This window comes from Burkholderia sp. 22PA0106 (assembly GCF_047497155.1).
Lineage (GTDB): Bacteria > Pseudomonadota > Gammaproteobacteria > Burkholderiales > Burkholderiaceae > Burkholderia.
Genome location: NZ_CP163163.1, coordinates 1,400,647 through 1,420,619, shown reverse-complemented (window position 1 = coordinate 1,420,619; position 19,973 = coordinate 1,400,647). Strand labels below are relative to the sequence as shown.

Annotated in this window: 13 protein-coding genes; 4 read left to right on the top strand and 9 right to left on the bottom strand. The window is 63.6% G+C overall.

The window, feature by feature from the left end:
- Nucleotides 1-72 precede the first annotated feature (72 nt).
- From lpdA to typA, 4 genes are all read right to left on the bottom strand, one after another.
- A complete protein-coding gene (gene lpdA / locus AB4850_RS21255; protein WP_414444962.1) occupies nucleotides 73-1,503 on the bottom strand; it encodes a dihydrolipoyl dehydrogenase in 1,431 nt (476 codons plus the stop codon).
- Nucleotides 1,504-1,589: 86 nt separating this feature from the next.
- Complete coding sequence (gene odhB, locus AB4850_RS21250; protein ID WP_414444961.1) at nucleotides 1,590-2,861, bottom strand: 2-oxoglutarate dehydrogenase complex dihydrolipoyllysine-residue succinyltransferase; 1,272 nt, start codon at nucleotides 2,859-2,861, stop codon at nucleotides 1,590-1,592.
- 135 nt (nucleotides 2,862-2,996) lie between these two features.
- Nucleotides 2,997-5,867, bottom strand: coding sequence for a 2-oxoglutarate dehydrogenase E1 component (locus tag AB4850_RS21245; protein WP_414444960.1), 2,871 nt, complete (start codon nucleotides 5,865-5,867; stop codon nucleotides 2,997-2,999).
- 323 nt (nucleotides 5,868-6,190) lie between these two features.
- On the bottom strand, nucleotides 6,191-8,011 hold the full coding sequence (gene typA / locus AB4850_RS21240; RefSeq protein ID WP_414444959.1) for a translational GTPase TypA: 1,821 nt from the start codon (nucleotides 8,009-8,011) through the stop codon (nucleotides 6,191-6,193).
- 326 nt (nucleotides 8,012-8,337) lie between these two features.
- Between typA and AB4850_RS21235 the strand changes: the two genes are divergently transcribed.
- The 4 genes from AB4850_RS21235 to AB4850_RS21220 all read left to right on the top strand — a co-directional run bounded on the left by AB4850_RS21235 (nucleotide 8,338) and on the right by AB4850_RS21220 (nucleotide 13,304).
- A complete protein-coding gene (locus AB4850_RS21235) occupies nucleotides 8,338-8,862 on the top strand; it encodes a MarR family winged helix-turn-helix transcriptional regulator (protein ID WP_414444958.1) in 525 nt (174 codons plus the stop codon).
- A gap of 51 nt (nucleotides 8,863-8,913) precedes the next feature.
- Nucleotides 8,914-10,431, top strand: a complete 1,518-nt coding sequence (locus tag AB4850_RS21230) for an efflux transporter outer membrane subunit (RefSeq protein ID WP_414444957.1) — start codon at nucleotides 8,914-8,916, stop codon at nucleotides 10,429-10,431.
- A gap of 61 nt (nucleotides 10,432-10,492) precedes the next feature.
- Nucleotides 10,493-11,728: an efflux RND transporter periplasmic adaptor subunit gene (locus tag AB4850_RS21225; RefSeq protein WP_414444956.1), complete on the top strand. Its 1,236-nt coding sequence runs from the start codon at nucleotides 10,493-10,495 to the stop codon at nucleotides 11,726-11,728.
- Nucleotides 11,729-11,741: 13 nt separating this feature from the next.
- The gene (locus AB4850_RS21220; protein ID WP_414444955.1) at nucleotides 11,742-13,304 is read left to right on the top strand and encodes a DHA2 family efflux MFS transporter permease subunit; all 1,563 of its coding nucleotides are present in this window, start codon (nucleotides 11,742-11,744) and stop codon (nucleotides 13,302-13,304) included.
- 102 nt (nucleotides 13,305-13,406) lie between these two features.
- Here AB4850_RS21220 and truB read toward each other — a convergent pair whose 3' ends face one another.
- The 5 genes from truB to rimP form a co-directional block, all read right to left on the bottom strand.
- Entirely contained in the window at nucleotides 13,407-14,348 is a 942-nt protein-coding gene (gene truB / locus AB4850_RS21215) for a tRNA pseudouridine(55) synthase TruB (RefSeq protein ID WP_414444954.1), read from the bottom strand.
- 27 nt (nucleotides 14,349-14,375) lie between these two features.
- On the bottom strand, nucleotides 14,376-14,744 hold the full coding sequence (rbfA, locus tag AB4850_RS21210) for a 30S ribosome-binding factor RbfA (protein WP_414444953.1): 369 nt from the start codon (nucleotides 14,742-14,744) through the stop codon (nucleotides 14,376-14,378).
- Between the two features lie 110 nt (nucleotides 14,745-14,854).
- Nucleotides 14,855-17,821: a translation initiation factor IF-2 gene (gene infB, locus AB4850_RS21205; RefSeq protein ID WP_414444952.1), complete on the bottom strand. Its 2,967-nt coding sequence runs from the start codon at nucleotides 17,819-17,821 to the stop codon at nucleotides 14,855-14,857.
- A gap of 93 nt (nucleotides 17,822-17,914) precedes the next feature.
- Nucleotides 17,915-19,390: a transcription termination factor NusA gene (gene nusA / locus AB4850_RS21200; protein ID WP_414444951.1), complete on the bottom strand. Its 1,476-nt coding sequence runs from the start codon at nucleotides 19,388-19,390 to the stop codon at nucleotides 17,915-17,917.
- Nucleotides 19,387-19,848 (bottom strand): ribosome maturation factor RimP, encoded by a 462-nt coding sequence (rimP, locus tag AB4850_RS21195; RefSeq protein ID WP_414444950.1) that lies wholly within the window; start codon nucleotides 19,846-19,848, stop codon nucleotides 19,387-19,389. Before rimP ends, nusA begins: the two co-directional genes overlap by 4 nt.
- Between the last annotated feature and the right edge of the window lie 125 nt (nucleotides 19,849-19,973).

Sequence of the window (19,973 nt, the reverse complement as noted above, 5' to 3'; positions counted from 1 at the left end):
GGCATCAAACGGCGGCACCGCCCCGGCAACATGCCGGCACGGCGCCGTATGGCGGCCTCGCGGCCGCGTCGATCAGCTGTTCAGCGAACGCTTGTCGGCGGCGAGGGCCGCTTCGCGCACGACTTCCGACAGCGACGGGTGCGGATGGCAGATCCGGGCGATGTCTTCCGACGCCGCCTTGAATTCCATCGCCACCACGGCTTCCGCGATCAGGTCGGACGCATTGGCCGAAATGATGTGCACGCCGAGCACTTCGTCGGTCTTGGCATCGGCGATGATCTTCACGAAGCCTTCCGGTGCGTTCATGCCGAGCGCACGGCCGTTGATCGAGAACGGGAACTTGCCCGCCTTGATCTCGCGGCCTTCCGACTTCAACTGCTGCTCGGTCTTGCCGACCCAGGCGATTTCCGGCGAGGTGTAGATCACCCACGGAATGCAGTTGTAGTCGATGTGCGGCTTCTGGCCGTCGATCACTTCGGCCACCAGCACGCCTTCGTCTTCGGCCTTGTGCGCGAGCATCGGGCCACGCACCACGTCGCCGATCGCGAACACGTTCGGCACGGCCGTGCGGCAGTGGTCATCCACGTCGATGAAGCCGCGCTCGTTGGCCTTCAGGCCGATGGCTTCGAGGCCGAGGTTGTCGGTGTTCGGCACGCGGCCGACCGACACGATCAGGCGGTCGGCGTCGAGCGTCTTGGCGTTGCCGTCCTTGTCGGTATAGGCAATCGACACACCGGCGTCGGAGGCCTTCACGTCGCCGATCTTCACGCCGAGGTTGATATCGAGGCCTTGCTTCTTGAACAGCTTCGCGGCTTCCTTGCCGACCGCTTCGTCAGCGGCACCGAGGAACGCCGGCAGCGCTTCGAGCACGGTCACTTCGGCGCCCAGGCGGCGCCAGACCGAACCCAGTTCGAGGCCGATCACGCCGGCGCCGATCACGGCCAGCTTCTTCGGTACCGTGTCGAACGTCAGCGCGCCTTCGTTGTCGGCGACGATCTTGTTGTCCACCGGCAGGTTCGGCAGGTGACGCGCCTTCGAGCCGGTAGCGATGATGACGTTCTTTGCCGTCACGACTTCGGTCTCGCCTTCGCCGCTGACTTCGATCTGCACGCCCGCGTCGGTCTTGCCCGCGAACTTGCCATGGCCCTTCAGCCAGGTAATCTTGTTCTTCTTGAACAGGAACTCGATACCGCCCGTCATCTTCTCGACGATGGCGTCCTTGCGGGCCAGCATCTTGGCGGTGTCCATCTTCACTTCGCCAACCGTGATGCCGTGATCGGCCAGGTGATGCGAGGTGTTTTCGAATTCTTCCGACGAGGCCAGCAGCGCCTTCGACGGGATGCAACCGACGTTCAGGCAGGTGCCGCCGAGCTTCAGCGTGCCGGCCGGGTTCTTCCACTTCTCGATACAGGCAACCGTCTTGCCGAGCTGGGCTGCACGCACCGCAGCGATGTAGCCGCCGGGGCCGGCGCCAATCACGACGACGTCAAATTCCTTGGACATGACTATCCTTCTCTGTTGCCCGACGCGCGGCGGCACGCAATGCGTGCGCCGCGCGAACGGAGCGATTCAATACGGAAAAGCGAGGCTTACAGATCCAGCAGCAGGCGTGCCGGATCTTCCAGCGCATCCTTCATCGCGACCAGCGACAGCACGGCCTCGCGGCCGTCGATGATGCGGTGGTCGTACGACAGCGCCAGGTAGTTGATCGGACGGATTACGATCTGGCCGTTTTCGACGACCGGGCGTTCCTTCGTCGCGTGCACGCCGAGGATGGCCGACTGCGGCGGGTTGATGATCGGGGTCGACAGCATCGAGCCGAACACGCCGCCGTTCGAGATCGAGAACGTACCGCCCGTCATTTCCTCGATCGACAGCTTGCCGTCCTTGGCCTTCTGGCCGAATTCGGCGATCTTCTTCTCGATGTCGGCCAGGCTCAGCTGGTCGGCATTGCGCAGGATCGGCACCACCAGGCCACGCGGCGAACCGACCGCGATACCGATGTCGAAGTAGCCGTGGTAGACGATATCGTTGCCGTCGATCGACGCGTTCACGAGCGGGTACTTCTTCAGAGCGTGAACCGCCGCCTTGACGAAGAACGACATGAAGCCCAGCTTCACGCCGTGTTCCTTCTCGAACTTGTCCTTGTACTTGCCGCGCAGGTCCATGACCGGCTGCATGTTGACTTCGTTGAACGTCGTCAGAATCGCGTTGGTTTGCTGCGATTCGAGCAGACGTTCGGCGATACGCGCACGCAGGCGCGACATCGGCACGCGTTGTTCCGGACGATCGTTCAGCCAGGTCGTGGCCGAGGCCGGGACCTTGACGTCCGGCAGCGCTGCGGCCTTCTTCGGCGCGGCGGCGGCCGGTGCGGCAGCAGCCTTCACCGGTGCGGCGTTCGCGCCCAGCGCGTCGCCCTTCGTGATGCGGCCGTCGCGGCCCGTGCCCGAGACCTGGCTCGGATCGACGCCCTTCTCGGCCAGCAGCTTGGCGGCAGCCGGCGAGGCCGACGTGTTGCTCGACCCCGAAGCAGCAGCCGGCGCGGCTTCCACGGCGACGGGCACCGGAGCCGGACGCACTTCCGCTTCGCCGGCAGCCGCTGCCACGGCGCCAGCCTTGGCTTCGGTGTCGATCGTGGCGATCAGTTGATCGGCGACAACCGTATCGCCGTCGTTTTGCAGCACTTGCGACAGCACGCCGGCTGCCGGTGCCGGCACTTCCAGCACGACCTTGTCGGTCTCGAGTTCGATCAGGATTTCGTCCTGAGCAACAGCTTCACCGGGCTTCTTCTTCCACTGCAGCATGGTGGCTTCCGAAACCGATTCCGAAAGCTGGGGGACTTTGACTTCTACGATAGCCATGACTTGTTTCCTGGATGCTTGATCTGGGTAATGTCGGGATGCCGAGGACAGTTCGTGCTCGCGTCAGATTCGCTGCGCGCGCGACGAAACAAACCGGGAACGCGTTTGGACGCGCTCCCGGTTCGTGATGTCCGCTTATTTTGCGATCGACGCGCTCTTGAGTCGGCCGAATGCCCCTTCGATCAGGGCCTTCTGCTGCTCATAGTGCTTCGCGTAGTAACCGACCGCCGGCGAGGCCGAAGCCGGACGGCCGCTGTATGCCAGCTTCTGACCGTCCTTCATGCCTTCCTTCAGGTGGTGTTCGATGTAGAACCACGGGCCTTGATTCTGCGGCTCGTCCTGCACCCAGACCACTTCGGTCGCATTGTCGTACTTCTTCATTTCCGCTTCGAACTGCTTGTGCGCGAACGGATAGAGCTGTTCGATACGGATGATCGCGACGTCGTTCGCCTTCGCCTCGCGACGGTGGGCGACCAGGTCGTAATACACGCGGCCCGAGCAGGCGATCACGCGCTTGACCTTCTTCGCGTCGATCGATTCGTCGGTCTCGCCCAGCACCGGATGGAACGAACCCTTCGCGAGTTCCGACAGATCCGACACCGCTTCCTTGTGACGCAGCAGCGACTTCGGTGTTGCCACGATCAGCGGCTTGCGGAACAGGCGGATCATCTGGCGGCGCAGCAAGTGGAAGATCTGAGCCGGCGTGGTGGGCTGGACCACTTGCATGTTGTGATCCGCGCACAGTTGCAGGAAACGCTCGATACGCGTGGACGAGTGCTCCGGACCCTGCCCTTCATAGCCGTGCGGCAGCAGCATCGTCAGGCCCGACACGCGGCCCCACTTCACTTCGCCCGACGAGATGAACTGGTCGATCACGACTTGCGCGCCGTTCACGAAGTCGCCGAACTGCGCTTCCCACAGCACCAGCGTGTTCGGTTCGGCGGTCGAGTAGCCGTACTCGAAACCGAGCACCGCTTCTTCGGACAGCACCGAGTCGATCACATTGAAGTTCGCCTGACCTTCCGAGATGTTCTGCAGCGGCACGTACGTGCCGTCGTTCCAGCGCTCGCGGTTCTGGTCGTGCAGCACCGCGTGACGGTGCGTGAACGTGCCACGGCCCGAATCCTGGCCCGTCAGACGCACGGCATAGCCCGATGCGACCAGCGAAGCGTAGGCAAGGTGTTCGCCCATGCCCCAGTCCAGCGCCTGCTCGCCGCTCGCCATCTTGCGGCGATCGTTGATGACGCGCTCGACCAGCGGGTGAACCTTGAAGTTTTCCGGCACCGTGGTGATGCGTTCGCCGAGGCGCTTCAGTTCGGCAAGCGGCACGGCCGTGTCGGCTGCATCCGTCCACTTGCGGTTCAGGAACGGAACCCAGTCGACCGAGTACTTGCTCTTGTAGTTCGAGAGCACCGGATCGATGGTGTGGTGGCCATCGTCCATCGCCTTGCGGAAGGCCTTGACGTATTCGTCGCCCGTTTCCGCGCCGATCACGCCTTGCTGCACAAGCTTCTCGGCATACAGCGCGCGGGTGCCCGGGTGCTGTGCGATCTTCTTGTACATCAGCGGCTGCGTGACCGCCGGCGTGTCCTGCTCGTTGTGACCCAGCTTGCGGAAGCAGACGATGTCGATCACGACATCCTTGTGGAACTGCATCCGGTAGTCGATCGCGATCTGCACCGCGAGCACCACCGCTTCCGGATCGTCGCCGTTCACGTGCAGCACCGGCGCTTCGATCATCTTGACCACGTCGGTACAGTACAGCGTCGAGCGCGCATCGCGCGGGTCCGACGTGGTGAAGCCGATCTGGTTGTTGATGACGATGTGCAGCGTGCCGTGCGTGCCGTAACCGCGCGTTTGCGCGAGGTTCAGCGTTTCCATCACGACGCCCTGGCCCGCGAAGGCCGCATCGCCGTGGATCTGCACCGGCAGCACTTGCAGGCCGTCGGCGTCGCCGCGACGGTCCATCCGTGCCTTCGCCGAACCCTCGACCACCGGGTTGACGATTTCAAGGTGCGACGGATTGAACGCGAGCGACAGGTGGACCGGGCCGCCTTCGGTTGCGACATCCGACGAGAAACCCTTGTGATATTTGACGTCGCCAGCCGGCAGATCGTCGACGTGCTTGCCTTCGAATTCGGCGAACAGGTCGGACGGCATCTTGCCGAGCGTGTTCACGAGCACGTTCAGGCGGCCACGGTGGGCCATGCCGATGACGATTTCCTGGACACCCTTCGAGCCGGAATGCTGGACCACTTCGTCCATGGCCGCGATGAAGCTTTCGCCGCCTTCGAGCGAGAAACGCTTCTGGCCGACGAACTTGGTATGCAGGTAGCGCTCGAGGCCTTCGGCGGCCGTCAGGCGGTTCAGCACGTGCTTCTTCTTCTCGGCGGTGAAGTTCGGCGTGGCGCGCGTCGATTCGAGACGCTCCTGCCACCAGCGCTTCTGCTCCGGATCGCCGATATACATGTATTCGGCGCCGATCGTGCCGCAGTACGTGTCGCGCAGCGCCTTGACGATGTCACGCAGCGAAGCCTGCTCGAAACCGAAATACAGGTTGCTGGCGCTGAAGGTCTGGTCGAGGTCGGCTTCGGAGAAGTCGTAGAACGACGGCTCAAGCTCGGGAATGGCGGGACGCTCGCGACGCTTCAGGGGGTCGAGATTGGCCCATTGCGAGCCGAGGAAGCGGTACGCGCTGATCAGGGTCTGGACGTGAACCTGCTTGCGAGCCGTTGCCAGATTGCCGCCGTTGCCGCTGTCACGCGGAATGAAGGCGTTGGCCTTCGCGCGTTGAGCGAACGACTCGACGATCGGGAAATGGGCAACGTCGTTGGCATTCGAACCATCCGTTGCCGGGACATTCTGCAACGCGTCGAAATACTCGCGCCAGTTGTCCGGCACCGATGCCGGGTTGTCCAGATAGGCTTCGTACTGCTCTTCTACATACGAAGCATTGCCGCCGAACAGATAGGAGTTCAGCTGAAACTGCTTCATGACATCTGACATTTTACGCTCACCTTTCTTCGAGCTTCTCGAGGAATAGCGGGTTGCTCAACCTTCCGCGACACGGCCTGACCGTTTGGCGGATTGCGAATCAAGTCTTGCTTGGAAGGACCGAAAACTTTGTGCGCGCAGCATAGCACACTACGCAACAATGAAGGGCGGAATGTCGCACCCGTGAGAGCCAAGGCCCATGGGCTTTCATGGCAGAAAGGGGCGATTTTCGATAAGTCCCGCAATAGTGTTTTACGCATCACGGCGCCGGCAACGAAAAAGCCGCCCGAAGGCGGCTTTTTCCTGATCGTCGTCGCAGCTTCGCGAGGGTTCGATCACTCGGTTTCGCGGCTGGCGCGACGGCGCTCATGTTCCTTCAGGAAGCGCTTGCGCAGGCGGATCGACTGCGGCGTGACTTCCACGAGTTCGTCGTCGTCGATGAATTCGACCGCGTATTCCAGCGACATCTGGATCGGCGGCACGAGGCGCACCGCTTCGTCGGTGCCCGACGCGCGCACGTTGGTCAACTGCTTGCCCTTGATCGGGTTCACGACCAGGTCGTTGTCGCGGCTGTGGATGCCGATGATCATGCCTTCATACAGCGCGTCACCCGGCTTCACGAACATGCGGCCGCGATCCTGCAGCTTCCAGAGCGCGTAGGCCACGGCTGCGCCGTCATCCTGCGAGATCAGCACGCCGTTGCGGCGCTCGAACACCGAGCCATCCTTGACCGGTGCGTACGAATCGAAAATGTGGCTCATCAGGCCCGTGCCGCGCGTCAGCGTCAGGAATTCGCTCTGGAAGCCGATCAGGCCCCGTGCCGAAATCTTGTACTCGAGACGCGTACGGCCACGGCCGTCCGACGCCATGTCGAGCATTTCGCCCTTGCGTCGGCCCAGCTCTTCCATCACGCCGCCCTGGTGTTCGTCTTCGACGTCCACCGTCAGCAGTTCGAACGGCTCGTGCTTCACGCCGTCGACTTCCTGCAGCACCACGCGCGGACGCGACACGGCCAGCTCGTAGCCTTCGCGACGCATGTTCTCGACCAGAATCGTCAGGTGCAGCTCGCCACGGCCCGACACTTCGAACACGGTTTCGTCACCCGTGTCGCGCACACGCAGCGCCACGTTGTGATTCAGTTCCTTCATCAGACGGTCGCGGATCTGGCGGCTCGTCACGAACTTGCCTTCGCGGCCCGCCAGCGGCGACGAGTTCACGAGGAAGTTCATCGTCAGCGTCGGTTCGTCGACGGTGATCATCGGCAGCGCTTCCGGCGTGTCGACGGCGCAGATCGTCGCACCGATACCGACATCTTCAATACCGTTGATCAGCACGATGTCGCCGGCTTCGGCCGATTCCACCTGCACACGCTCCAGGCCCGTGAACGACAGCACCTGATTGATCTTGCGGCTCAGCACCTCGCCGTCCGGGCCGAAGCGCATCACGACCGGCTGGCCCGGCTTGATGCGGCCACGCGTGATGCGGCCCACGCCGATACGGCCGACGTAGGTCGAGAAGTCGAGCGAGGTGATCTGGAGCTGCAGCGGCGCATCCGGATCGGCCGGGCGAACCGGCACGTGCTCGAGCACGGCCTCGAACAGCGGACGCATGTCGCCGTCGCGCGCTTCCGGGGTCAGCGAGGCATAGCCGTTCAGGCCCGATGCGTAGACGATCGGGAAGTCGAGCTGCTCATCGGTGGCGCCGAGCTTGTCGAACAGATCGAAGGTCTGGTTGATGACCCAGTCGATCCGTGCGCCCGGGCGGTCGATCTTGTTGACCACGACGATCGGCTTCAGGCCGAGCGCCAGCGCCTTCTTCGTGACGAAGCGGGTTTGCGGCATCGGGCCTTCGACGGCGTCGACCAGCAGCAGCACCGAATCGACCATCGACAGCACGCGCTCGACCTCACCGCCGAAGTCGGCGTGGCCCGGGGTATCGACGATGTTGATGTGCGTGCCTTCGTACTCGACCGCGCAGTTCTTCGCGAGAATCGTGATCCCGCGTTCCTTTTCGATGTCGTTCGAGTCCATCACTCGCTCGACCATCTGCTGGTTCTCGCGGAAGGTGCCGGACTGGCGCAGCAGTTGGTCGACGAGCGTGGTCTTGCCGTGGTCGACGTGGGCGATGATGGCGATATTGCGAAGGGCGCGGGTCATAGAAACCTGATTTCGAAACCTGATGATCGGACACGCAAAAAGGCGCGTGTTGGATCAAGCCTCACGCGCGCAGCTGCAAATTGCATCCTGGAAAGCCAAGGATTATAGCATGCCCACATGTCGCAAGCTGAGCGCTTCGCTGCACTGCACACTCGACTGTCGCGCAAACGCCATCGCCGCGCAGTCAGGGCCGCCTGTCCGGGCGCGCACCGCGCCCTCTCCGTATCCGCCCCGATTGCCGGCCGCGTAACCCGGATGCATTATTTGCCGCGGCAAACATTCGCACCTATACTGCTGCCTAGTCAACTATTGCAGAAACAGCGGCCATGTCGGATTCCGATTCCCCTTCACGCCCTCCTCCCGGCCTGTCGCTGGCGGCCTACCCGATCAACGACAGCGTGGGCTATCTGCTTTCCCGCGTGCGTTCGCTGATGACCAACCTCGTCACCCAGCGCACGCAGACCGAACTCGGCATCACCGGCACGCAGGCCAGCATGCTGTTCATGCTCGCGGTCGGCAAGTGCTCGACCGCCGCCGAACTGGCCCGCGAATATGCGATCGACGCCAGCGCGGTGACGCGACTGCTCGATCGCGTCGAAAAGCGCGGGCTGCTGTCACGCGTTCGCAGCCACGAGGATCGACGCGTGGTCCAGCTCGAACTGACCGACGAGGGACGCGAGCTGGCCGAACGCATGCCCGAAATCTTCATCAGCGTGCTCGATACTTTGCTGGCCGGCTTCACGCCAGAGGAAGTCGGATTCCTGAAAAGCATGTTGCGTCGGATCCTCAGCAACTACTGCGGCGAGAGCGCGGTGGGTGGTGCCGGCGGCACGGGCAATCCGGCGCAGTAAAACGTGCCACAACAACAATTCCAGACGGATCGACATAAGGAAATCCTTGCAATGTCCACTATCCATCGAGGGCCGGGGACGGTAACGCGGCCGGTGCACGGCACGATCGCGGCGGCGCTTGCCGCGTTCGCGCTCGCCGGTTGCGCCAATTACATGGGCATCCATAGCGACAAGCAGATCGCGCCCGCCGCGCAGTTCGACAGCGCGCAGAGCCTGCCCGCCCAGGGCGGCCAATGGCCGAGCTTCGACTGGGCCAGCCAGTTCGGTGACGCACAGCTGCCGAAGCTGATCGACGAAGCGCTGGCGGACAACCCCACGATTGCCCAGGCCCAGGCGCGCATCGCCAAGGCCTCGGCCTACATCCAGTCGTCGCGCGCCACGTTGTTCCCGAAAATCGATGGCCAGTATTCGTGGACGCGCGAGCTTTATTCGGGCAACGGCCTGTTCCCGCCGCCTTACGGCGGCAGTTGGTTCAGCGAGAACAACGCGCTGGTCAGCGCCTCGTGGGATCTGGACCTCTGGGGCAAGAACCAGGCGCGCCTGAAGTCGGCCGTGTCGCAGCAAAAAGCCGCGCAGGCCGAGTTCCAGCAGGCGCGCGTGACGCTCGCCACCTCAATCGCACGCACCTACAACCAGCTCGCCCAGCTCTATGCATTGCGCGACATCGCCCAGCGCGAGATCGGCAACCGCGAGACAGTCGGCAAGATCACCGAAGGGCGCGTGGGCGCCGGGCTCGATACCAATGTCGAACGCCAGACGGCACGCGGCAACGTGGCGACCAGCCAATCGACGCTGTCCGAACTCGACGGCCAGATCGCCACGGTGCGCTATCAGTTGGCCGCACTGCTCGGCAAGGGCCCGGACCGCGGCCTCGCCATCGCCGTGCCGGTGCTGCAACCGGCCGGCGCCGTCACGCTGCCGGACAACATTCCCGCCGATCTCGTGTCGCGCCGGCCCGACATCGTCGCGGCGCGCTGGCAGGTCGAGGCGCGGCTCGCCGACGTCAAGGAAACCAAGGCCGAGTTCTTCCCCGACGTGAACCTTGCGGCCGGTTTCGGCTTCGACGCGTTCGGCTGGGGCCAGTTTCTGAAGTTCGCGAGCCGTCAGGCCCAGTTCGGCCCCGCCGTGCATATCCCGATCTTCTACGGCGGCGCCCTGCGCGCGCAGCTCAAGGGCAAGTACGCGGATTACGACCTCAGCGTGGCCGACTACAACCAGACGCTGATCGGCGCGCTCGAGGACGTCGCCACGCAGGTGGCATCGATCCGTTCGGCCGACCAGCAGATGGGCGACGCGCGACGCGCGCTCGAGGCCTCGACGCACGCCTACGATCTCGCCGTGATCCGCTACAAGGCCGGGTTGTCGCCGCAGCTTCAGGTGCTGAGCGCGGACATCAACCGGTTGTCCGCGGAACAGTCCGTCACGAATCTCGTGATGCGGCGCCGAGACCTGCAGATCGGCCTGATCAAGGCGCTCGGCGGCGGCTTCGACGCCACGCAGACGCCACTCGCGGCCGAGCCGCCCGCGGCCAGCGGCGCCACAGCCAGCCGCCAGCAGGCATCGAACTGATGCTCGCCACCCTCGCCCGATACCACTCGCACACCGACAAGAATCGACGGAGAACATCGCCATGAGCGACCCTCAACAGAACGCAGCCGGCGCATCCCAGCCGAACAACTCGAAGCGCAATCGGATGATGCTGCTGCTTGCCGTCATCATCGTGATTGCCGCGGTTGCCTACGGGCTTTACTACTTCCTCGTCGCGCGCTTCCACGAGGAAACCGACGACGCCTACGTGAACGGCAACGTCGTGCAGATCACGCCGCAGGTCACCGGCACCGTGATCGCGGTCAACGCCGACGACACGCAAACCGTCACGGCCGGCTCGCCGCTCGTCAAGCTCGACCCGGCCGACGCGCAGATCGCGCTGCAACAGGCCGAGGCCAATCTCGCGCAGACGGTGCGCCAGGTGCGCGGCCTGTTCGTCAACGACGATCAATATCGCGCCCAGGTCACCCTGCGCCAGTCCGATCTGTCCAAGGCTCAGGACGACCTGCGCCGCCGTGCGGCCGTCGCACAGACGGGCGCCGTCTCGCAGGAAGAAATCTCGCACGCGCGTGATGCAGTCAAGGCCGCGCAGGCCTCGGTCGACGCCGCGCAGCAGCAACTCGCCTCGAACCGTGCGCTGACCGCGAACACCACGATCGCCGATCATCCGAACGTGCTCGCCGCCGCCTCGAAGGTGCGCGACGCCTACCTCAACAACGCGCGCAACACGCTGCCGGCGCCGGTCACCGGCTATGTCGCGAAACGCTCGGTGCAGGTCGGCCAGCGCGTCGCGCCGGGCTCGCCGCTGATGTCGGTGGTGCCGCTCAACGCAGTGTGGGTGGACGCCAACTTCAAGGAAGTCCAGCTCACGCACATGCGGATCGGCCAGCCGGTCGAACTGAGCGCCGACATCTACGGCTCGTCGGTCAAGTATCACGGCAAGGTGGTGGGCTTCTCGGCCGGCACCGGTTCGGCGTTCTCGCTGCTGCCGGCGCAGAACGCCACCGGCAACTGGATCAAGGTCGTGCAGCGCCTGCCGGTACGTATCGCGCTCGATCCGAAGGAGCTCGAACAGCATCCGCTGCGTATCGGCCTGTCGATGCAGGTCGACGTCGATATCCAGAACGACCAGGGTGGCCAGCTCGGCAACGTGCAGAACACGATTTACCAGACCGACGTGTTCGCGAAGTACGGCGACGAAGCCAACGCCGAAATCGCGCGGATCATCGCCGAGAATGCCGGCGGCGCCGGCACGTCGCGCGCGTCCGCTGCGGCACCTGCCGCAACGGGCCACCCGTCCACGTCGAAATCGATGTAAGCGCGGAGCGCTCATGGCCACACCTCCTCAAGCCCATGCGCCGCTGAAAGGCGGCCAACTCGTGCTCGGCACGATTGCGGTGTCGCTCGCGGTGTTCATGAACGTGCTGGACACTTCGATCGCGAACGTCGCGATCCCGACCATCTCGGGCGACCTCGGCGTGTCGTCGGATCAGGGCACCTGGGTGATCACGTCGTTCGCGGTCGCGAATGCGATCTCGGTGCCGCTGACCGGCTGGCTGACCGATCGGATCGGCCAGGTGCGCCTGTTCCTCGCCTCGATCATCCTGTTCGTGCTTTCGTCGTGGCTGTGCGGACTGGCGCCGACGCTGCCGTTTCTGCTGGTCTCGCGGGTGATCCAGGGCGCCGTGGCAGGGCCGATGATCCCGCTGTCGCAATCGCTGCTGCTGTCGAGCTATCCGCGCGCCCGCGCACCGATGGCGCTGGCGCTCTGGTCGATGACCACGCTGATCGCGCCCGTGGCCGGGCCGATTCTGGGCGGCTGGATCTCGGACAACTATTCGTGGCCGTGGATCTTCTACGTCAACATCCCGGTCGGCATCGTCGCCGCGATCGTGACGTGGATGATCTATCGCAGCCGCGAATCGGTCACGCGCAAGGCGCCGATCGACGGCGTGGGCCTCGCGCTGCTGGTGATCTGGGTCGGCTCGTTGCAGGTCATGCTCGACAAGGGCAAGGATCTCGACTGGTTTGCCTCACCGATGATCATCGCGCTGGCGCTGACCGCCGTGATCGCGCTCGCGTTCTTCGTGATCTGGGAATTGACGGCCAAGCATCCGGTGGTCGATTTGTCGCTGTTCCGCACGCGCAATTTCACGGGCGGTACGGTCGCGCTGTCGGTCGGTTACGGCTTGTATTTCGGCAATCTGGTGCTGCTGCCGCTCTGGCTGCAAACGCAGATCGGCTACACGGCCACCGACGCCGGGATGGTTCTGGCACCGGTCGGCTTCTTCGCCGTCATCCTGTCGCCGATCACCGGCAAGTTCCTGCCGCGCACCGACCCGCGCTATATCGCAACGGCCGCATTTCTGGTGTTCGGGCTCTGCTTCTGGATGCGTTCGGGCTACACGACCGGCGTCGACGAATGGTCGCTGATGGCGCCTACGTTCATCCAGGGCATCGCAATGGCCGGCTTCTTCATTCCGCTCGTGTCGATCACGCTGTCGGGGCTGCCCGGCCATCGCATTCCCGCGGCATCCGGTTTGTCGAATTTCGTGCGGATCATGTGCGGCGGGATCGGCACGTCGATCTTCCAGACGGCCTGGGACCATCGCAACAACTTCCACCACGCGCAGCTCGTCGAGCAGGCCAACGTCTATAACCCGGTGTTCAATCAAGCCGTCGCGCAGATGAACAGCCTCGGGCTCAGCGATCAGCAGGCATATGGCCTGATCAACCAGATGACCACGCAACAGGCTGCGCAACTCGGGGTGAACGACCTGTTCTATCTGTCGGCCGCAATCTTCGTGGTGTTGATCGGGTTGGTCTGGATTACCAAGCCGGAAAAAGCCGGGGGCGGTGGCGATTCGGGGGCGGCGGCGTCAGCCGCACACTGAAATATTCGCGCATCGAGGTGCTGCGTACCAAAGAAAACGCCCGGTCGATCGACCGGGCGTTTTTCATTGCATTGTGCCGCGCTGTGTTGACGGTTCGCGCTATCAGGCGGCCTCGCCGCTGACGACCAGCCGTTCCGGCGCGAGCACGCCGTCAGTCAGGCGCGCAACGCCGAGCAGTTGATTCGCCTCGTCGTAGACGCGCACGCGCGCGCCCTCTTCCGCGCCGATTTCATGTGCGGCCGCAAGCCGCAAACGCTGGCCATGACGGAAGCGCTTTGCTTCGTCCGCATCGAGCGTCACACGCGCGAACGTGGACAGCAACGCGTCGACCGGCTGCAGCCAAGCATCGCGCTCGACGGCCGGCGCATCGGACAGTGCATCGAGTGTGACGGCATGTTCGAGCGTCAGCGCACCGACACCGGTGCGCCGCAGCGCGACCAGATGCGCGCCGCAGCCCAGCGCTTCGCCGATGTCCTCGGCCAGCGTGCGGACATAGGTGCCCTTGCTGCAGGTCACGCGAAACGTCACGTCGGGCAGCTCGCACGCCAGCAGATCGAGCACATGGATCGTTACCTGCCGGCCCTCGCGCTCGACCGTCTGACCGGCACGCGCGTATTCATAAAGCGGCTTGCCGTCGCGCTTGAGCGCCGAGTACATCGGCGGCACCTGCACGATTTCGCCGAGAAAGCGCGGCAGCACAGCCTCGATCGCGGCACGGTCGGCAACGACCTCGCGCGTCTCGATCGCCTCGCCCTCGGCGTCGCCGGTGGTCGTGCGAATCCCGAGCCGCATCGTCGCTTCGTAAGTCTTGTCGGCTTCGAGCAGATCCTGCGAGAACTTGGTGGCTTCACCGAAACAGAGCGGCAGCAGGCCCGTGGCAAGCGGATCGAGCGTGCCGGTGTGGCCGGCCTTTTTCGCCAGATAGAGGCGCTTGGCGCGAATCAGGGCATCGTTGCTGGACAACCCGATGGGCTTATCGAGCAGCAGCACGCCGTCGAGCATGCGGCGCGGCACGCGCGGCGGGCGTTGGGGAGCAGTCGTCATGGCAAAAATCGGATTCGGCAGCCGGACTCAGTCGTCTTTCGCGCGCGTCGAATTCGCTTGTTCGATCAAGCGCGACATCTCGACAGCCCTTTCGATGGTCTGGTCGTAGTGGAAATGCAGCGTCGGCACCGTGTGGATATGCAGGCGCTTGAACAGCAGATTATGCAAATGGCCGGCCGCGTGGTTCAGCGCATCTTGCGTCTGGTGGGGGTCGCCCGTCAGCGCCGTGAAGTACACCTTCGCGTGCGCGTAATCCGGCGTCAGCTCGACGCTCTGGATTGTCACGATACCGATCCGGGGGTCCTTCACTTCGCGCATGATCAACTGCGACAGATCACGTTGGATCTGATCGGCGATTTGCACGTTGCGATTGGGAGAAGTACGTTTCTTCGTCATGGTAAATCCGTCATTCCGTTCATCGAACGGGCGACGGCACACCGGCCGTCGCCATGAAAATGGGCGGGACAGGCCCACGCCTGCCCCGCCCATCAGCGTTCACGTCGGCCTTACAGCGTCCGAGCGACTTCCGTGACCTCGAACACTTCGAACTGATCGCCTTCGACGATATCGTTGAAGTTCTTGATCGACATACCGCACTCGAAGCCTTGCTTCACTTCCTTCACGTCGTCCTTGAAGCGCTTCAGCGAATCGAGCTCGCCCGTGAAGATGACCACGTTGTTGCGCAGCACGCGCACCGACGACGAGCGCTTGACCACGCCGTCCGTGACCATACAGCCGGCCACGAGACCGATCTTCGGCACCTTGATGACCTGGCGCACTTCGACCGTACCGGTCTGGGTTTCGCGCTTTTCCGGTGCAAGCATGCCCGACATCGCCGCCTTCACCTCATCCACTGCGTCATAGATGATGTTGTAGTAGCGGATATCGACGCCATTCGATTCGGCGACCTTGCGGGCTTGAGCATCGGCACGCGTGTTGAAGCCGATGATGACCGCCTTCGAGGCCGTGGCCAGGTTGACGTCGCTTTCGCTGATGCCACCCACTGCGCCGTGCACGATCTGCACGCGCACTTCGGCGGTCGACAGCTTGAGCAGCGACTGCACCAGTGCTTCCTGCGAGCCCTGCACGTCGGCCTTGACGATAAGCGGCAGGTTTTGTACTTCGCCTTCGCCCATCTGTTCGAGCATGCTTTCGAGCTTGGCCGCTTGCTGCTTGGCCAGCTTGACGTCGCGGAACTTGCCTTGACGGAACAGGGCGATTTCACGCGCCTTGCGCTCGTCCGGCAGCACGATCACTTCCTCGCCCGCGCCCGGCACTTCCGACAGACCCTGGATTTCGACCGGGATCGACGGACCTGCCGACTTGGTCGGCTTGCCGTTTTCGTCGAGCATCGCACGCACACGGCCGTAGGCCGAACCCGCCAGCACGACATCGCCGCGCGACAGCGTACCCGACTGCACCAGCACCGTTGCGACCGGGCCCTTGCCCTTGTCGAGCTTCGCTTCGATCACGATGCCCTTGGCAGCCGCTTCGATCGGTGCCTTCAATTCCAGCACTTCGGCCTGCAGTAGCACGTTTTCGAGCAGATCGTCGATACCGGCGCCCGTCTTCGCCGAAACCGGCACGAACGGCGATTCGCCACCGTACTCTTCCGGCACGACGCCTTCGGCGACGAGTTCCTGCTTGACGCGGTCCAGATTCGCATCCGGCTTGTCGATCTTGTTGATCGCCACGACGATCGGAACGCCGCCCGCCTTGGCGTGTGCAATAGCTTCCTTCGTCTGCGGCATCACGCCGTCGTCGGCCGCCACCACCAGAATCACGATGTCGGTCGCCTTCGCACCGCGTGCACGCATGGCCGTGAAGGCCTCGTGACCCGGGGTATCGAGGAACGTGACGACGCCGCGCGGCGTTTCGACGTGATACGCACCGATGTGCTGCGTAATCCCGCCCGCTTCACCGGCTGCCACCTTGGCACGACGGATGTAGTCGAGCAGCGAGGTCTTGCCGTGGTCGACGTGCCCCATCACGGTAACGACCGGCGGACGCGGCAGTTGCTCCGCATCGACGCCCACTTCGCCTTCGACCAGCAGGGCTTCCGGATCGTCGAGCTTGGCCGCCAAGGCACGGTGACCCAGTTCCTCGACGATGATCATCGCCGTTTCCTGGTCCAGCACCTGGTTGATGGTGACCATCTGACCGAGCTTCATCATGACCTTGATGACTTCGGACGCTTTCACCGACATCTTGTGAGCGAGATCCGCCACCGAAATGGTTTCCGGCACATGGATTTCGCGGCTGACCGGCTCGGTCGGCGCCTGGAACGACGAAGCGCTGTCCTGGTGACGGCCGCGCCCCTTCGGGCCACCACGCCAGCCACGATCGACACCACCGCTCGAATCGCCACGCGTCTTGATACCGCGGCGCTTCGAGGCATCGTCCTGCCAACCGCCCTTGCCTGCACCCGGCTTCTTGTTGCGGTCACCCGCACCCGGCGCTGCCGTGGTGGTGGTGGTCGCCGGCGCCGCCGGCTTCTTCGCCACGGCAGGGCGTGCGCCCGCTTCGCCTGGCGGCTTGGCCGGCTTGTGCAGCGTGCCCTTGGCTTCGGCAGCCTTCGGCGGCTCGACCGGCTTCGGCGGCTCGACGGCCTTGACCTGCGCACGACGCGGCGTTGCCATCATTTCACGAATCGCACGCGCTTCGGCTTCAGCCTTTTCGCGGCGCTTGCGGATTTCTTCCTGTTCGGCGCGCGCCTTGTCGGCAGCTTCACGCGCCGCATCTTCGGCCTTCTTCGCCGCTTCGCGCTGGGCCGCACGTTCGGCGGCCGCACGTTCTTCGTCTTGCGAGGACGATTCGGCAGCCTGCGGCGCGGCAGCCACTGCCGGCGCCGCTTGCGCCTGCTGCACACGCGCCGCTTCCTGCTCGGCGGCCTGCTGGGCCGCTGCCTGCTGCTGTTGCGCCGCTGCGGCTGCACGCTTGGAGGCAGCTTCTTCCTCGGCACGGCGACGCTCGGCTTCCGCAGCCTCTTCGCGTGCACGGCGCTCGGATTCTTCGCGTTCGAGGTGTTCCTGGCGCTCGCGAAGTTCCTGAGCCTGCTTCTCGAGCAGTTCCGCCTCGCGGCTGGCCTCTTCCTCGCGGCGCTTCAGCTCCGCGTCGGCTGCCACGTCGTCAACCTGGTCCTGATCGCCGTCGACGCCGTTTTCCGCGACATCGTCGCGCTTCACGAACGTCCGCTTCTTGCGCACCTCGACCTGAATGGTACGAGCCTTACCCGTCCCGTCGGATTGCTTGATTTCCGACGTATGCCGGCGGGTCAGCGTGATCTTGCGCTTGTCGGCGTCGGACGAGCCGTGCGATTTACGCAAATGATCGAGCAGACGCGCCTTGTCGGTTTCCGACAGCGCATCGTCTTCACTCGCTTTCTGGACGCCTGCCGCCTGCAGCTGCTCGAGCAGCACACCAGCAGGCATTTTCAGTTCCGCGGCAAATTGGGCTACGTTGTTACTCGCCATTCATTCCTCTTAATGCAAGGACCGATTCCTTGCGGTTAACATCGTGTCATGCGGCCTTCCGGCCGCCAAATATCAGTGCGCCATGGTCATTTCTCACTGGAACCAATGTTCACGTGCTTTCATGATCAGCGCTTTCGCGGCTTCTTCTTCCACGCCGGTCATCTCGACCAGCTCATCGACGGCCAGTTCGGCGAGATCGTCGCGCGTCTGCACGCCGTTCTCCGCCAGCTTTGCCAGCAATTCCGAGGTAATGCCATCGAGGCTCTTGAGGTCGAGCGAAGCATTCTCCACCTTTTCCTCGTTGGCGATCGCCATCGTCAACAGTGCGTCGCGCGAGCGATTGCGCAGTTCGTGCACCGTTTCCTCGTCGAACGCCTCGATTTCGAGCATTTCGTTCAGCGGGACGTAGGCGATTTCTTCAAGGCTCGTGAAGCCTTCGTCGATCAGGATGTCGGCCACTTCCTCGTCGACATCGAGACGCGCCATGAACAGGCTGCGCAGACGATCACGTTCCTCGCCCTGCTTCAGCGCGGATTCGTTCGGCGTCATGATGTTGATCTGCCAGCCGGTCAATTCGCCGGCCAGACGCACGTTCTGGCCGCTACGGCCGATCGCGACTGCCAATTCGTTCTCGTCGACGACGACATCCATCGAATGCTTTTCTTCATCGACGACGATCGACTGGACGGCTGCCGGCGCGAGCGCGCCGATCACGAACTGAGCGGGATCTTCCGACCATAGCACGATGTCGATGTTTTCGCCACCCAGCTCGTTGCGCACGGCCTGGACGCGCGAACCGCGGATGCCGACGCAAGTGCCGATCGGATCGATCCGCTTGTCGTAGGCGATCACGCCGATTTTTGCGCGAACGCCCGGATCGCGAGCTGCCGCCTTGATTTCAAGCAAGCCCTGCTCGATTTCCGGCACTTCCATCTCGAACAGCTTCATCAGGAATTCGGGTGCCGTGCGCGACAGTTCGATCTGCGGACCGCGTGCGGTGCGATCGACCTTGGCGATGTAGGCGCGAACGCGATCGCCGACGCGAAGGTTTTCCTTCGGGATCAGTTGATCGCGACGCAGCAGCGCTTCGACGCGGCCCGATTCGACGATGAAGTTACCCTTGTCGAGGCGTTTGACCGCACCGGTCATGATTTTTTCGCCGCGCTCGAGGTAGTCGTTCAGGATCTGCTCGCGCTCGGCGTCGCGAACCTTCTGCAGAATCACCTGCTTGGCGGCCTGTGCGCCGATCCGGCCGAATTCGATCGAGGGCACCGGCTCCTCGACATATTCGCCGACTTCGATTTCGGCCTTCTGCTCACGTGCCTCGAACAGCAGGATTTCGCGATCCGGCTCCTGGAGGCCGGCTTCGTCCGGCACGACCAGCCAGCGACGGAAGGTTTCGTGTTCGCCGCTCTCGCGATCGATATGGACGCGAATTTCGGCGCCTTCGTCGAACAGCTTCTTGGAAGCCGAGGCCAGCGCAGCTTCGAGCGCGCCCAGCACGACATCCTTGTCGACGTTTTTCTCGCGCGCCAGCGCATCCACCAGCATCAACACTTCGCGACTCATTGTTTGCGGCTCCTAAAGTCAACTTGCGGAATCAGGCGGGCTTTGTCGATGTCGGCCAGCGTGAAATCCAGCATGACCGCCTCGCCCTTCTTCCTCTCGAATTCCAAACCGATCGTTTCGCCGTTCGGCGCATGCAGAATGCCGCGGTAGGTCTTGCGGCCTTCCAGCGGTTTTTTCAGGGTGACGGAGATTTCGCTCCCGGCGAATCGCTCGAAGTCGACGAGCTTCTTCAGCGGCCGGTCGAGGCCCGGGGACGATACCTCGAGCCGTTCGTAATCGATGTTTTCGACCGTCAATACGTGCTGCAGCTGACGCGTCACCTTTTCGCAATCGTCGATCGCGATGCCGGCGGGCTGGTCGATATAGATACACAGCATGCCGCGCCCGGTGCGCTCGAGATCGACCAGCTCGTAGCCGAGCGCGGTGACCGTGGTTTCAATCAATTCCGTCAGTTGCACAGTGTCCTCTCAGGTGTTCGCGCTCGCCGTTCGCGATTCACCCGCAGACGCGCGCCTTGCCGGCGCAGGAAGCGCTACCCGAGATGCCCAACCGTTTCAGCAAAAAAAAATGGGCGAAACGCCCA

Coding starts and splice junctions, on each gene's coding strand:
- lpdA (WP_414444962.1), bottom strand. CDS start 1,503: ATGTCCAAGGAATTTGACGTCGTCGTGATTGGCGCCGGCCCCGGCGGC.
- odhB (WP_414444961.1), bottom strand. CDS start 2,861: ATGGCTATCGTAGAAGTCAAAGTCCCCCAGCTTTCGGAATCGGTTTCG.
- AB4850_RS21245 (WP_414444960.1), bottom strand. CDS start 5,867: ATGTCAGATGTCATGAAGCAGTTTCAGCTGAACTCCTATCTGTTCGGC.
- typA (WP_414444959.1), bottom strand. CDS start 8,011: ATGACCCGCGCCCTTCGCAATATCGCCATCATCGCCCACGTCGACCAC.
- AB4850_RS21235 (WP_414444958.1), top strand. CDS start 8,338: ATGTCGGATTCCGATTCCCCTTCACGCCCTCCTCCCGGCCTGTCGCTG.
- AB4850_RS21230 (WP_414444957.1), top strand. CDS start 8,914: ATGTCCACTATCCATCGAGGGCCGGGGACGGTAACGCGGCCGGTGCAC.
- AB4850_RS21225 (WP_414444956.1), top strand. CDS start 10,493: ATGAGCGACCCTCAACAGAACGCAGCCGGCGCATCCCAGCCGAACAAC.
- AB4850_RS21220 (WP_414444955.1), top strand. CDS start 11,742: ATGGCCACACCTCCTCAAGCCCATGCGCCGCTGAAAGGCGGCCAACTC.
- truB (WP_414444954.1), bottom strand. CDS start 14,348: ATGACGACTGCTCCCCAACGCCCGCCGCGCGTGCCGCGCCGCATGCTC.
- rbfA (WP_414444953.1), bottom strand. CDS start 14,744: ATGACGAAGAAACGTACTTCTCCCAATCGCAACGTGCAAATCGCCGAT.
- infB (WP_414444952.1), bottom strand. CDS start 17,821: ATGGCGAGTAACAACGTAGCCCAATTTGCCGCGGAACTGAAAATGCCT.
- nusA (WP_414444951.1), bottom strand. CDS start 19,390: ATGAGTCGCGAAGTGTTGATGCTGGTGGATGCGCTGGCGCGCGAGAAA.